Annotated in this window: 14 protein-coding genes; 8 read left to right on the forward strand and 6 right to left on the reverse strand. The window is 72.6% G+C overall.

Annotated elements, in window-relative coordinates:
* Window positions 1-147 precede the first annotated feature (147 nt).
* The gene (locus tag QRN30_RS01475; RefSeq protein ID WP_259551794.1) at window positions 148-591 is read left to right on the forward strand and encodes a GNAT family acetyltransferase; all 444 of its coding nucleotides are present in this window, start codon (window positions 148-150) and stop codon (window positions 589-591) included.
* A 155-nt stretch (window positions 592-746) separates the two neighbouring features.
* On the opposite strand, the gene QRN30_RS01480 is transcribed toward QRN30_RS01475, so the two are convergent.
* Window positions 747-1,688 carry an EamA family transporter gene (locus QRN30_RS01480; RefSeq protein ID WP_056069290.1) on the reverse strand — a complete coding sequence of 314 codons (942 nt, stop codon included), beginning with the start codon at window positions 1,686-1,688 and terminating at the stop codon, window positions 747-749.
* 36 nt (window positions 1,689-1,724) lie between these two features.
* Here QRN30_RS01480 and QRN30_RS01485 point away from each other — a divergent pair, with 36 nt between their 5' ends.
* The 6 genes from QRN30_RS01485 to QRN30_RS01510 all read left to right on the forward strand — a co-directional run bounded on the left by QRN30_RS01485 (window position 1,725) and on the right by QRN30_RS01510 (window position 7,900).
* Window positions 1,725-2,873, forward strand: a complete 1,149-nt coding sequence (locus QRN30_RS01485; protein ID WP_284760166.1) for a CPBP family intramembrane glutamic endopeptidase — start codon at window positions 1,725-1,727, stop codon at window positions 2,871-2,873.
* Window positions 2,874-2,882: 9 nt separating this feature from the next.
* Window positions 2,883-4,751: a DNA helicase RecQ gene (gene recQ / locus QRN30_RS01490; RefSeq protein ID WP_284760167.1), complete on the forward strand. Its 1,869-nt coding sequence runs from the start codon at window positions 2,883-2,885 to the stop codon at window positions 4,749-4,751.
* Between the two features lie 87 nt (window positions 4,752-4,838).
* Window positions 4,839-5,585 (forward strand): lysophospholipid acyltransferase family protein, encoded by a 747-nt coding sequence (locus tag QRN30_RS01495; RefSeq protein ID WP_284760168.1) that lies wholly within the window; start codon window positions 4,839-4,841, stop codon window positions 5,583-5,585.
* Between the two features lie 132 nt (window positions 5,586-5,717).
* A complete protein-coding gene (locus QRN30_RS01500; protein ID WP_284760169.1) occupies window positions 5,718-6,062 on the forward strand; it encodes a hypothetical protein in 345 nt (114 codons plus the stop codon).
* A gap of 268 nt (window positions 6,063-6,330) precedes the next feature.
* Window positions 6,331-6,990: a M23 family metallopeptidase gene (locus QRN30_RS01505; RefSeq protein WP_284760170.1), complete on the forward strand. Its 660-nt coding sequence runs from the start codon at window positions 6,331-6,333 to the stop codon at window positions 6,988-6,990.
* Between the two features lie 73 nt (window positions 6,991-7,063).
* Window positions 7,064-7,900, forward strand: coding sequence for an NAD(P)-dependent oxidoreductase (locus QRN30_RS01510; protein WP_042537922.1), 837 nt, complete (start codon window positions 7,064-7,066; stop codon window positions 7,898-7,900).
* A 62-nt stretch (window positions 7,901-7,962) separates the two neighbouring features.
* Here the strand turns inward: QRN30_RS01510 and QRN30_RS01515 are convergent, their stop codons facing one another.
* Window positions 7,963-8,166: a hypothetical protein gene (locus QRN30_RS01515; protein ID WP_214532673.1), complete on the reverse strand. Its 204-nt coding sequence runs from the start codon at window positions 8,164-8,166 to the stop codon at window positions 7,963-7,965.
* Window positions 8,167-8,176: 10 nt separating this feature from the next.
* A complete protein-coding gene (locus QRN30_RS01520; protein WP_082509457.1) occupies window positions 8,177-8,695 on the reverse strand; it encodes a MarR family winged helix-turn-helix transcriptional regulator in 519 nt (172 codons plus the stop codon).
* A gap of 131 nt (window positions 8,696-8,826) precedes the next feature.
* Between QRN30_RS01520 and QRN30_RS01525 the strand changes: the two genes are divergently transcribed.
* Complete coding sequence (locus QRN30_RS01525) at window positions 8,827-9,720, forward strand: alpha-E domain-containing protein (protein ID WP_071251536.1); 894 nt, start codon at window positions 8,827-8,829, stop codon at window positions 9,718-9,720.
* A gap of 182 nt (window positions 9,721-9,902) precedes the next feature.
* Here QRN30_RS01525 and QRN30_RS01530 read toward each other — a convergent pair whose 3' ends face one another.
* The 3 genes from QRN30_RS01530 to QRN30_RS01540 all read right to left on the reverse strand — a co-directional run bounded on the left by QRN30_RS01530 (window position 9,903) and on the right by QRN30_RS01540 (window position 12,804).
* Window positions 9,903-11,240, reverse strand: a complete 1,338-nt coding sequence (locus QRN30_RS01530) for an MFS transporter (protein ID WP_042537826.1) — start codon at window positions 11,238-11,240, stop codon at window positions 9,903-9,905.
* The gene (locus QRN30_RS01535) at window positions 11,237-11,647 is read right to left on the reverse strand and encodes a MarR family winged helix-turn-helix transcriptional regulator (protein WP_017886194.1); all 411 of its coding nucleotides are present in this window, start codon (window positions 11,645-11,647) and stop codon (window positions 11,237-11,239) included. The genes QRN30_RS01530 and QRN30_RS01535 overlap by 4 nt, the downstream gene beginning before the upstream one ends.
* A 215-nt stretch (window positions 11,648-11,862) precedes the next feature.
* Window positions 11,863-12,804 (reverse strand): acetamidase/formamidase family protein, encoded by a 942-nt coding sequence (locus QRN30_RS01540; protein WP_284760175.1) that lies wholly within the window; start codon window positions 12,802-12,804, stop codon window positions 11,863-11,865.
* Window positions 12,805-12,840: the final 36 nt, after the last annotated feature.

Raw genomic sequence — 12,840 nt, forward strand, 5'->3', positions numbered from 1 at the left:
CTGCGTCGTCCCGTGCGCTGCGGCGCGTCGGGAGGGTGTCGTTTGCGGTCACGGGGCTCCTGATCGGCTGGGTGGTCGGACAGGTCTATCAGATCACGGCGACAGGTCGGTGACGACCTTCTCCCCACCCCCGTTAACGTGGGGCCCATGGAGTACCGGATCCGCCCCTTCCGCACCGAGGACACCGACGCGGTCGTCGCCCTGTGGGAATCGTGCGGGCTCGTCCGACCCTGGAACGACCCACGCCGCGACATCGCCCGCAAGCTGACCGTCCAGCCCGAACTCTTCCTGGTCGCCGAGCCCGAGCCCGAGCCCCGCACCGACGCCGGCGTCGTCGCTGCGGGCATGGCGGGCTTCGACGGGCACCGCGGCTGGGTGAACTACCTCGCCGTGCGCCCGGACCTGCAGGGCTCCGGCCTCGGTCGCACCCTGATGGCCGAGTTCGAGCGGCTCCTGACCGACCTCGGCTGCCCGAAGCTGAACCTGCAGGTGCGTGCCGGCAACGAGCAGGTGCTCGGGTTCTACGCGTCCCTCGGCTACACGGACGACCGCACGGTCTCGCTCGGCAAGCGCCTGATCCCCGACGTCTGACCGCTCACGCCCGTCGCACCGTGCGGGTTCGCTCATCCGGTGCGGCGTTGGCGGCTCGGTGCGGTGCTGCAAGTCCGCACCGGGCGGTCAACCTCGCACGGTTCGAACGACTCGGCACCGTGCCCGGCCCGCCCGGCCCCGGCGCGACCCGCGCGCTACGCCAGCGCCAGCGCCACCGACGCGACGAACGCCAGCACGATGCCGATCCACTGCTGCGCGGTCAACCGCTCCCGCAGCACCACTCCGGCCAGCACCACCGTGCCGATCGGGTAGAGCGCGTTCAGCACGCTCACGACGGGCAGGGTCGCCGGGTCGTCGCTGCTGTGCAGCCCGGCTTGGATGAACACGTTCGCCATCGCGTCGAAGACGCCGCAGGCGGCCACGGTGACGAGCAGCCGTGGACCCCATGCGCGACCCGGCCGACGCCCGGGGGCCGCGGCAGCCCCGTCGGGGCGGGCCGACGTCGGAGCGGGCACCGGGCCTCCCGGCGGCGGCACGACGACCGTCCGGAGCACGACGACGAGCGCCGCCGCACCCAGCAGCACCGCCTGCAGCACCCGCGCGACCACGAGGGGTGCGACGCCCGAGTCGGACGGCGTCATGTCGTAGGCCAGCACGATCCCGCCGAAGCCGCACCCGGCGACGGCGGCGGCGACCACCCCGCGGGCGGTCAGTCGCGCGCCCGAGGCGTCCCGCACCACCGCGACCAGGACCACCGCGACGACCGCGACCACGAGCGCGCCGGTGGCCACGGGCGACAGCACCGTGCCGCGCAGCACCGCGACGAGCACCGGCACGACGGCCGCGAAGACGGCGGTGACGGGGGAGAGCACGCTCATCGGCCCGATCGCGAGTGCCGCGTACAGCAGGAGCACGCCGACGCCGCCGGAGAGCCCCGCGACCGCACCCCAGGCCACGGCCGGCCACGAGAACACGCCTCCGACGACGACCAGCCCGACGAGCAGCGGGAGGATCCCGATCGCGGCGGCCACCGCCGTGACGACGACCGGGCGGACCCGGCGCGAGGCGAGTCCGCCCAGGAAGTCGGCGAAGCCGTAGACGACCGCGCCGGACAGACCGAACAGGACAGTGAGCACGGCTCCCATCCTGCCTGGCCCGGTAGCCTGCGGGACGTGAGTGTTCCCTACCAGCGCCTGCCCCGGATCGACGGACGGTGGAGGTGGTGGCGGCCACTCGTCGCCCTCGCGTTCCTGGTGGGGTGGTACGTCGTGTCGCAGATCGTCATCGCGGTCGCGTACTTCGTGCCGATCCTCCGCGCACAGGGCGCCGACGGTCTGATCCAGTTGCAGAACGACCTGGCGAGCGGTGAGCTCGACCCCACCGACCCGGTCGTGCTCTCGATGTCGCTCGTCTCGCTCGTGGTCCTGCTGCCGGGCATCCTGCTCGCGGTGAAGATCGCGCGGATCGGACCGGCCGGCATCCTGTCGTCGACCCGGTTCCGGGTCCGGTGGGCCTGGACGGCATGGTGCCTGCTGCCGACGCTCGTCATCGCCGCGGCGATGTTCGTCCTGCAGACCGGTCTGTTCTGGGACGGCGGGATGATCACGACCGACGGCGGCTTCGCCTGGAACCACGACGCCATCGGGCAGTCGACGGTCTCGCTCGGCACCCTCACCCTGACGATCGTGCTCGTCGTCCTGCTCGTCCCGTTCCAGGGCGCCGCCGAGGAGTACATCTTCCGCGGCTTCCTCATGCAGACGATCGCGTCGTGGATCCCGCGTCGTGTCGGCACGGTCATCGCCGTGGCGGTCTCGACGGTCGTGTTCGCGCTGCTGCACATCCCGAACGGCTACAACGTCTGGGGCATCCTCGACGTCGGCTCGTTCGGCCTGATCGCGGCGATCATCGTCCTGCGGACCGGCGGGCTCGAGGCCACGGTCCTGCAGCACGCCTGCAACAACATCATGATCTTCGTGCTGCAGGCGCCGGGCTGGTCGGCGATCGACCTGACCTCGTCCGACGCGAACGGCACCTGGCAGGGCACGCTCACCACGCTCGTCACGTCGCTCGCGTTCTGGGCCATGGTCGAGTTCCTGGCGTGGTGGCGTGGACTGGACCGCCGGTTCGCCGGGCAGCAGGCGCCGCGGTTCCGCGGTGTGGCCCCGGCCTGGGCGGGCGGCGTCCGCTGGACCCGGCCTGGAGGCACGGGCTGGGCGACCACGCCGGCCCGCTCCGACGACGTGGCCGGTACCGACCACCGTGGCGAGTCCGGCACGGACGGTGCTGTGGACAGTGCGGTGGGTGTCGCCGGTCGCCCGTAGGCTCGTGGCATGAGCACCACGCCCGCGCCCGCTGCCGTGCCTGCTCCCGCTGCCGGTTCCGCACCCCGTGCCGCTGCGCTCGACGTGCTGCACCGCGTGTGGGGCTACGACGACTTCCGCGGCGAGCAGGCCGCCATCATCGACCAGGTGGTGACCGGTGGCGACGCCCTCGTGCTCATGCCGACCGGTGGCGGCAAGTCCCTCTGCTACCAGGTGCCCTCGCTCGTCCGCGACGGCGTCGGGGTCGTGGTGTCGCCGCTGATCGCCCTGATGCAGGACCAGGTCGACGCCCTGGCGGCCAACGGCGTCCGGGCCGCGTTCCTCAACTCCACGCAGGGCCCCGACGAACGGTCCCGGGTCGAGCGTGCCGTGGTGCAGGGCGAGGTCGACATGCTCTACCTGGCCCCCGAGCGGCTCCGGCTCGAGTCCACCCGAGCGCTCCTCGACCGCGCGCGCGTGTCGCTGTTCGCCATCGACGAAGCACACTGCGTCGCCCAGTGGGGGCACGACTTCCGCCCGGACTACCTCGAGCTGAGCGTCCTGCACGAGCGGTGGCCGACGGTGCCGCGCATCGCCCTGACCGCCACCGCGACGCCGCAGACCCACCGCGAGATCTCCGCACGGCTCGGCCTCGACGACGCGGCACACTTCGTCGCCGACTTCGACCGGCCGAACATCCAGTACCGCATCGAACCGAAGACCGGCGCGCTGCAGCAGCTGCTTACCTTCATCCGCACCGAGCACAGCGGCGACGCCGGCATCGTGTACTGCCTGTCCCGCAACTCGGTGGAGCGCACCGCGACCGCCCTGGCCGAGCAGGGGATCAACGCCCTGCCGTACCACGCGGGCCTCGACGCCCGGGTGCGCGCCCGCAACCAGTCGACGTTCCTGCGCGAGGACGGCGTCGTCATGGTGGCGACGATCGCGTTCGGCATGGGCATCGACAAGCCCGACGTCCGGTTCGTGGCGCACCTCGACCTGCCGAAGTCGGTCGAGGGCTATTACCAGGAGACCGGCCGTGCGGGTCGTGACGGGCTGCCGGCCACCGCGTGGCTCGCGTACGGCCTGAACGACGTCGTGCAGCAGCGGCGGATGATCGACCAGTCCGAGGGCGACGCCGCACACCGCCGGCAGCTCAGCGCCCACCTCGACGCCATGCTCAGCCTGTGCGAGACGATCGAGTGCCGCCGGGTGCGGCTGCTCGCGTACTTCGGGCAGGAGAGCACGGCGTGCGGCAACTGCGACACGTGCATCGCGCCGCCGGAGTCGTGGGACGGCACCGTCCCCGCGCAGAAGCTGCTGTCCACCGTCGTGCGGCTCGAGCGTGAGCGCCGCCAGCGGTACGGCGTCTCGCACCTCGTCGACATCCTGATCGGCAAGCGGTCGCCCCGCGTGCAGGAACTCCAGCACGACACCCTGGCGACCTTCGGCATCGGTGCAGACCTGTCCGAGGGCGAGTGGCGTGCCGTCGCACGGCAGGTGCTGGCCCAGGGCTACGCGGCGGTGTCGGGCGACGGCTTCGGCACGGTCGTCCTCAGTCCCACGAGCGCCGAGGTCCTGACGGGCAAGGTGCAGGTGCGGATGCGTCGCGACCCGGTCAAGGCGCCGCGGGCCGGCCGCAGCAGTCGACGAACGGTCGTCACCGACATGCCGCAGGAAGCCGTCGGCCTGTTCGAGGCCCTGCGTGCCTGGCGTGCAGCCCAGGCCCGCGAGCAGGGCGTCCCCGCGTACGTGGTGTTCAACGACGCGACACTCCGGGGCATCTCCGCGGTCCGACCGGCCGACGTCGACCAGCTCGGCGAGATCTCCGGAGTCGGTGCGGCGAAGCTCGAACGGTACGGGCGCGCGGTCCTCGACGTCGTCGCCGCGGCCGACTGAGCCCTTTCCGCCACTGCATGCCGTTCCGGGCATGTGCCTGCCGTGCGCCTCATTACACTCGGTAGCTCGTCACCACGAGGAGGTCCGGTGTCCGGTTCGACGAAGTTCGCCACCGTGCTCAGCCGTGCGGTCGTGACCCCGCTCGCCCGGATGCTGTGGCGCCCGAAGATCATCGGTCGTCGGAACGTCCCGAAGCGCGGTGCGGTGATCCTGGCGAGCAACCACCGCTCCTTCATCGACTCGCCGGCGATCACGTTGATGGCGCCGCGCAAGGTGTCGTTCCTGGCGAAGCAGGAGTACTTCACGGGGCCCGGCCTCAAGGGAGCGGTGTCCCGGGCGTTCTTCGGTGGCATCGGCGCCATCGGGGTGGAGCGCGGTGCGGGTGCAGCGGCCCAGCAGGCCCTCGACCTCGGTCTCGCACGGCTGCAGGAGGGCGAGGCGTTCGCGATCTACCCCGAGGGCACGCGGTCGCTCGACGGCCGGATCTACAAGGGCCGCACGGGGGTCGCGTGGCTGGCGTTGACGAGCGGTGCCCCGGTGGTGCCCGTCGCGCTGCGTGGCACCGAGGACGTGCAGCCGGTCGGGTCACGGTTGCCGAAGCTCGCCCGGGTGACGATCGAGTTCGGCCGACCGATCGACCTGTCGTCCTTCGGCGAGGCATCGTCCGGTCGTGCCCGGCGTCACGCGACCGATGCGGTGATGGCGGCGATCCAGGAGCTCAGCGGCCAGGAACCGGCGAACGCCTACAACAACCCGCCCGCGACAATAGTCGAGCGGGTGCGACGAGCGCTGCAGCCCGACGACCCGACCGCGGCCGCCGTCGATCCCGACTGAGCACTCGACTGTCCGGTCACTATTGCACATCTGAAATATCGATGGTTGAATGGGGACGTGCCGCTCGGCACGTCCCCATCGCCGGTCGCCCGAGAACGACCAGCCACGAGATCAGATCGGACCGTCCGCAGCATGTCCTCCACCCCGCTCTTCGACTCCATCGCCCAGCGTCGCGATCAGGCCGACGTCCCGTCCACCACTCCTGTACCGGCGCGCGCCGTCGTGACCCCGGTGCCGACCTCGCCGATGTCCGCGCCCGTCCGTCCGGGTGACTCCACCCTGGTCCCGGCGGCACTCGTCGCCGCGATCGACGAGATCCCGGTGCGAGTGGCGTCGGCCCTGGTGACCGAGGTCACGATCCGCCCTGAGCACCTCGTCCTGGTCGAGACCGTCGCCGACGCGATCACCCGTGCGGTCGTCGACGCCGTCGTGTGCGAGCTGGACCGCATCGCCCGCGACGACGTCGTCCGCGTCTGACCGGGTCGGCCCCCGCGCGATGACGACCCTCGACGACGGCCTGCCGGGTCGTCCCCGCGGTGCCGAGCGTCGCGCCGCAGCCCGACCGACGGTGTCCCCACGGCGCCGTGCACGACACGGTGCCCACCGGGGCACCCTCCGAGCCGCCGGGGTGGCGGTGTCCCCTCCCGTCACCCCGGCTTCCACCCGAAGAACCCAGAACACCCGAAGAACCCAGGACACCCAGCCCGCCCCGACCGCTGTTCCTGCCCGTCGTCTTCGCGGCCTCGTGTCCATCCGGGTCCGCGCCCGACGGACCCTGCCCGCCGGGGCGGTGACCGCCGTCACGTGCTTGTTCGTGGCGGTCGGCTCGCCGCAGATCGCCGTCGCCGCTCCGGCCCCGTCGGCAGCGACGTCGGCGGTGGTCGGCACGCAGCACTTCGTCGCCGACGGCGCCCCTGGTCCGGCGGCCGACCGCGACGACTTCTCGGTCGGCCGTGCTGCCGCGGCGCTCCGGGTGCCGGGTGGACCGGACCCCACCGGGGGTGCCGTCCGTCCCACGATCGGTTCGGTCCCGGACGCGGGCGGCTTCGGCCCCCGCTGGGTCGCCGGTTGCGCGGCCTGCTCGTCGAACCACCAGGGTGTCGACTTCGCCGCGCCCATCGGCACCCCGGTCGTCGCCGCACTGCCCGGCCGGGTCGTCTCCGCGGGGGCCCTCGGCGGCTACGGCAACCAGGTCCTCCTGCAGCACGCCGACGGCACGGCGACCCGGTACGGGCACCTGTCGGCGATCGACGTCCGACCCGGCCAGGTCCTCGGCGCGGGCGACCGCCTCGGGGCCGTCGGCAACACGGGTGTCTCGACCGGCGCCCACCTGCACTTCGAGGTCATCGTGGCCGGCATCCCGATCGACCCCGCCGCCTGGCTGCAGGCTCGCGGGCTCCTCTGACGGCGTCGGGCGTAGCGTCGGGACGGTCGCGGCACGGTGTCGCGCCAGGACGGAGACGCGCGTGCGAGTGACGGTGTTGGGGACGGGTGCGATGGGTGCCGGCGTGGCGGGATCGCTGCTGCGCGAGGGCCACGAGGTCACGGTCTGGAACCGGAGCGCCGACAAGGCCGCACCCCTCGGTGCCCACGGCGCGACGGTGGCGACCGACCCGGGCAGTGCCGTCGAGCACGCCGAGGTCGTCCTGCTCACCCTGTTCGACACCGATGCCGTCGTCGACGTCCTCGAGCAGGCCGCCGGTGAGGCCCCGACCGACGCCGTGTGGGTGCAGGCCTCGACGATCGGGGTCGACGGCACCGCGACGGTCGTGCAGCTGGGGGAGAAGTACGGCATCACCCTGGTCGAGGCGATGATGCTCGGCACGAAGGCCCCCGCCGAGCAGGGCAAGCTGACGATGCTCGCGGCCGGCCCGGCGGACCTGCTCGACCGTGTCGACCCCGTGCTCGACGCGATCGGTGCGAAGACCGTCCGCGCTGGCGACCACGTGGGCGACGGCACCGCGCTCAAGCTCGCCGCGAACGCCTGGATCGCCTCGATCACCGCGGCGACCGGGCAGTCCCTGGCCCTGGCGGCTGCCCTGGGCCTCGACCCCGCGCTCTTCCTGCAGGCCATCGAGGGCAGCGCGAGCGACTCCGCCTACGCCCACACCAAGGGCGCCGCGATGATCGCTCGGGAGTTCCCCGCGCAGTTCGCTCTCGACGGGCTGCGGAAGGACATCGGACTCATCACCGAAGCCGCCCGGACCGCAGGGGTGTCGACGACGCTGCTCGAGGCGCTCGGGCGCGTGTACGCCGACGCCAGTGCGGCCGGGCACGGGGGTGACGACATCGCCGCGGTCGGCACCGCGTTCTGAGGCACAGACGCGCGCAGGTGGAACGACCGATCGGTCAGCCGGCGAGGATCAACCCCGCCGGATCAACCCCGCCGGAACAACTGCCGCACACGCTTCGTGAGCCGCCCCACGGCCTCGTCGTTCATGGTGTTGGCGAGGTCGAAGGCTTCGCGTGCCGGATCGGAGCCGGCCTGGATCCGCCGGAGTGCGGCGTCGGCACGGGCGCGCGAGTCGAGCTCGGCGAACGGCATGTCGTCCTCGGGGTGGTGCTCGCCACGAGGGTCCATGCGGTCCAGGCTACGCGCGACGGGAGTGGTCGGGCGTGACGTCGAGCTCGTCCACGACGCGGACCATCTCGTCGAGGAAGTCCACGACGACGGCCATCTCGTTGCTCGGCAGGTGCTCGGTGACCTCGAGCGCGCGGGCGTCGAGCTCCTCGATGACGCGCAGCGCGTGCCGCATCGAGCTGCCGGTGGCGGTGAGGATCACGCCGCGGCGGTCGTTCGGGTCGGCGTGCCGTTCGACGTGACCGCTGCGGACGAGCCGGTCGACGAGCGCTGACGTCGACGCCGCGGTGATCTCGAGCCGTTCGGCGAGGTCCTTCGCGTTGACGGTGCGGCCGTCGTGCTCGGCGTCGATCAGGAACCGGATCGCCAGCAGCGCGTTCTCGCCGATCCCGAGTGCTTCACGCGCACGGCGCTGCGCTGCGCTCTCGGCCGTCCGGTACCGCCGCAGGGCGTTGAGGACGTCCACGGCGGAGACCGCGGAGTCCTCGTACCAGTACCCCGCGGTGCTGGTCATCACCTCGGACGTCATGCACCAATGCTAGACGCTCTAGTTAGATTGTCTAGCGAGCGCGGAGAGGGGACACCTGCAACACCCGTGACGCGGTTCCGTAACACCCCGGCAACGCCGGCTCGTTAGGTTCTCGACATGCAGGAGCAGCCGTGCTGAGCCGCCTCGCGGGGAACGTCTTCCACGTGGGGAGCGCGGTGGAGCGCACCGACGTCGTCGCACGGTTGCTCGACGTCTACGTCGCCCGCCGGGAACCAGGCACCCTGGACGACGACCGGCTCGTGTCCACCGAGCTCCGCAGCATCATCGGCACCACGGGCCCGGCGAACGACCCGGACCGCGCCGCCACCGTCGACGCCCTGGCACTCGACCGGCACGAACCCGCGTCCATCGCCGCCGCGGTCGCCGTCGCCCGCGACCACGCACGCCGTGCCCGCGAGGTCGTCTCGAGCGAGCTCTGGGACTGCCTCGACGTCACGCGGTCGCGGATGCCCCGGAAGATCGCCCCCGACCGCGCGCACGAGTTCCTGGGCTGGGTGCGGGAGCGCAGTGCCCTGGCCATCGGGGTCGTCGAGGGGGATGCCAGCCGGGACGAGGTGTGGGAGTTCTTCACCCTCGGTCGGTCGCTGACCCGCTGCGCCTCCACGGCACGGCTCCTGGCGTCCCGGTTGCTCGAACCGGACTCGGTCACCTCGTGGACGGCGGCGCTCCGGGCGTGCGGCGCGGGCGAGGCGTTCCTGCGCGGCCGTGACCACGCGCCGGTGCCGTCCGACGCCGCAGCCTTCCTGCTCCTCGACGCGCACAGCCCGCGGTCCTTGCGCTTCACGGTGCACCGTGCGGCCGAGTGCCTGGCCGACGTCGCCCCGTCCTGCGTCGCGGACGAGGTCGCCGCGTTCGACGAGGTCCGCGCGCTGCTCGACGCGATCCCCGAGGAGTCCGCGCTCGCCGTGGCGGGGGACGTCGGGGAACGCCTGGCGGCGGCGGCCGACCGCGTCGCCGCGGCACTCGACGAGCGCGTGTTCGCGTCGTCCGCGCCCGTGCTCTGACCCGACCGGGCGCGCGCGACGGAACGGGGCCAGTCAGTGCGTCGCGACCGCGACCGCGACCGCGGCCGTGGACGTGGGACGTGTCGGACGGGAGGCCCGTGGCGGCGCCGGCACGGGCCTCCCGTCCGACGGTCGGTGGCGTCGCGGATCGCTGGCCGACGCGCAGGTCGTCAGCCGGTCCGTCAGACGGCGCTGGAGCGGTCGGCGAGCGTCTCGTCGCGTTCCAGCTCGCGGCGGAGCGCGGCACGCGAGCCGACCACCGGCACGGCGTGCGTGATCGCCAGGTGCAGCCGCGAGTCGGCGTCGTAGCGCAACCGGACCCGCTGGTACCGGACGAGCCACACGACTGCGATCGCGAGCGCCACGAAGCCCGATGCCGCGCCCACCACGATCGCCCAGCGGGGCCCGAAGGCGTCGGCGACGGCACCGACGAGCGGGGCGCCGATGGGGGTGCCGCCCGCGAAGATCGCCATGTACAGGGCCATCACGCGGCCGCGCATCGCGGGCTTCGTCGTGGTCTGCACCAGGGCGTTCGCGGTCGTCATGAAGGTCAGCGACGCGAGCCCGACGAACATCAGCACGATCGCGAAGGTCCAGTACGTCGGTGCGAGGGCGGCGGCGGTGCACGCGAGCCCGAACCCGCCGGCGGCGAGCACGAGGGTGCGCATCCGCGGCTTGTCCCGGCGGGCGGACAGCAGCGCGCCGAGCACCGAGCCGACCGCCATCACCGAGTTGAGCAGCCCGAACTCGCCGGCGCCCTGGTGGAACTCGACCCGCGCCATGGTCGAGGTGAAGATCGGGAAGTTCACGCCGAACGTGCCGACGACGAAGATCATGCAGAGCACCACGACGATGTCCGGCCGGGTGCGGACGTACCGGAAGCCGGCGACGATCTGTCCCTTCCCACGGCCGGCTCGGACCCGTTCGGCGAGCTGTGCGGGATCGACGAAGCGGAGCGCGACGAGGACGGCCAGGAACGACCCGGCGTTGATGACGAACACCCAGCCGGAGCCGATCGCCGCGATGAGCACACCGGCGACCGCGGGGCCGATCAGGCGTGCGGCGTTGAACGACGCGGAGTTCAGGGCGACGGCGTTCGAGACGTCCTCGCCCTGCACGACGTCGGAGACGAAGGCCTGCCGGATCGGGGCGTCGAACGCGGCGACGATGCCGAGCGCCAGTGCGAAGCCGTACAGCGCGAGCAGGGTGGCGGTGTGCGTGAGGACCATGACGCCGAGCCCCAGCCCGAGCAGCCCCATCAGGCCCTGGGTGAGCATGAGCATCTTCCGGCGGTCGAACCGGTCGGCGGCGAGGCCGGTGAGGGGCAGGAGCAGCAGCTGCGGGCCGAACTGCAGGGCCATCGTGATGCCCACCGCGACGGCGTTGTTGTCGGAGAGCTGGGTCAGCACGATCCAGTCCTGGGCGGTGCGTTGCATCCAGGTGCCGACGTTCGACACCAGGGCCCCGGCGAACCAGATGCGGTAGTTGCGTCCGGCGAGGGAGCGGAACATGGCGGTCACTGCTGGGCCAGCCTCCTCATGATCTCGGTGGCGTCGGCGAGGGTGGTCCGCTCGTCGGCGGTGAGTGCTGCGAGTCGCGGGGTGAGCCAGCCGTCGCGACGACGTCGGGTCTCCTCGACGAAGGCGGCTCCGGCGGGCGTCGCACCGAGCAGCACCTTGCGGCGGTCGTCGCCGTGCCCGTCCTTCGACACCAGCCCCCGGTCGACCAGCACCGCGATGGTCTTGGTCATCGAAGGTGGGGTCACGCCGTCCTGCCGGCTGAGGTCGGCCAGGGTCATGGCGCCGTCGCGGTGCAGGCGGGCGAGGGCGGAGAACTGCGCGTCGGTGACGCTCGAGTCGGCCTTCTGAGCACGGAGCGTGCGGGACAGCCGGTTCACCGCGATGCGGAGGTCGGTGGCGTCGGTCATCGGTCGTTAGCCTAGCTCATTAGTTCAGCGAACGAACTGGTTCTCGGGCGTACCTGCTCGGGCGTCCCTGGTCGAAACGGGCGTCCCTGGTCGGTTCTCCCGACCAGGTAGGCCCGTTCCCGCTGTCCAGCGCGGGTGCGATGGGAAGGAACGTCGGACGGGAGGCCCGCCCAGCGTGCGCCGGTCGGCTCGCCGCTGGGCGGGCCTCCCGGCCTTCAGCGCCGTGCGTCCGTCAGGATCGCGCCGTGCGGGAGCAGGGCGTGCACGCCCCAGGTGCGGTTCGCGACCTGCGTGATGCGCATGCTCACCGCGACGCTCGCCATCGCGAGCGCCTGGGCGCGGCCGATCCCGTGCAGCCCGGCGATCCAGCCGACCATGTGGTCGAGCGCCGTGGCGGTGGCGACGTTCAGGTCGGCGTCGAAGCCGAAGGTGATGCGTCCCGCGGGGGTGTCGGCGTGCACGCCCTCGACCGGGGCAACATCGAGGAGCGTCAGGGTCATCGTCGTCGTCATGCCGCACTCGACCGCCGTGCCGGAGACCTCGCCGTCGCCCTGGGCCGCGTGCCCGTCGCCGACCTGGAGCAGAGCGTCCGGCACCGTGACGGGCAGGTACAGGGTCGAGCCGGCGATCAGCTCACGGCAGTCGACGTTGCCGCCGCCGACCGTGCGGGGCGGGATCGTCGAGTGCTCGCCGGTGGCCTCGGGCGGGACCCCGACGACGCCGAGGAACGGTGCCGTCCGGACCCCGAGGCCGAGCTGGTTCACGGCGACGCCAGCGGCGGCATCGATGTCCCAGAGCAGCGGGCCGCGCGACCCCGGGTCGGTCAGGCCGAGCGCGCGGTTGACGGGGGAGTCGACCCCGCCCGAGGCCGTGTACCCCCAGTCGTCGGGGACCAGCTCGTCGAAGCGCACGGCCAGGACCATCCCCGGACGCGCTCCTGCGACGGCGATCGGCCCGACCAGGCAGTGCCCCCGGCGCGGGTCGATCAGGGTCGGGGCGTCGAGGCCCGGGCCCGGCTGGCGTTCCGTGTAGCCCGCGGCGCTGAGGGTACGGACGGTCACCGTGTCGCCCGGTTCCACGGTCAGGACCGGCTGGCGTTCGGCGGTGAAGACGTCGACGGCGGAGTCGACCGTGGCGTCGAGGCGGCGGCTGGTCACCGCTCGATCATCCCAGGTGGTGCTGGCGCGGGGCGG

The sequence above is a fragment of the Curtobacterium sp. MEB011 genome, assembly GCF_030209655.1.
GTDB lineage: Bacteria > Actinomycetota > Actinomycetes > Actinomycetales > Microbacteriaceae > Curtobacterium > Curtobacterium poinsettiae.

Coding starts and splice junctions, on each gene's coding strand:
- QRN30_RS01475 (WP_259551794.1), top strand. CDS start 148: ATGGAGTACCGGATCCGCCCCTTCCGCACCGAGGACACCGACGCGGTC.
- recQ (WP_284760167.1), top strand. CDS start 2,883: ATGAGCACCACGCCCGCGCCCGCTGCCGTGCCTGCTCCCGCTGCCGGT.
- QRN30_RS01500 (WP_284760169.1), top strand. CDS start 5,718: ATGTCCTCCACCCCGCTCTTCGACTCCATCGCCCAGCGTCGCGATCAG.
- QRN30_RS01515 (WP_214532673.1), bottom strand. CDS start 8,166: ATGGACCCTCGTGGCGAGCACCACCCCGAGGACGACATGCCGTTCGCC.
- QRN30_RS01520 (WP_082509457.1), bottom strand. CDS start 8,695: ATGACGTCCGAGGTGATGACCAGCACCGCGGGGTACTGGTACGAGGAC.
- QRN30_RS01535 (WP_017886194.1), bottom strand. CDS start 11,647: ATGACCGACGCCACCGACCTCCGCATCGCGGTGAACCGGCTGTCCCGC.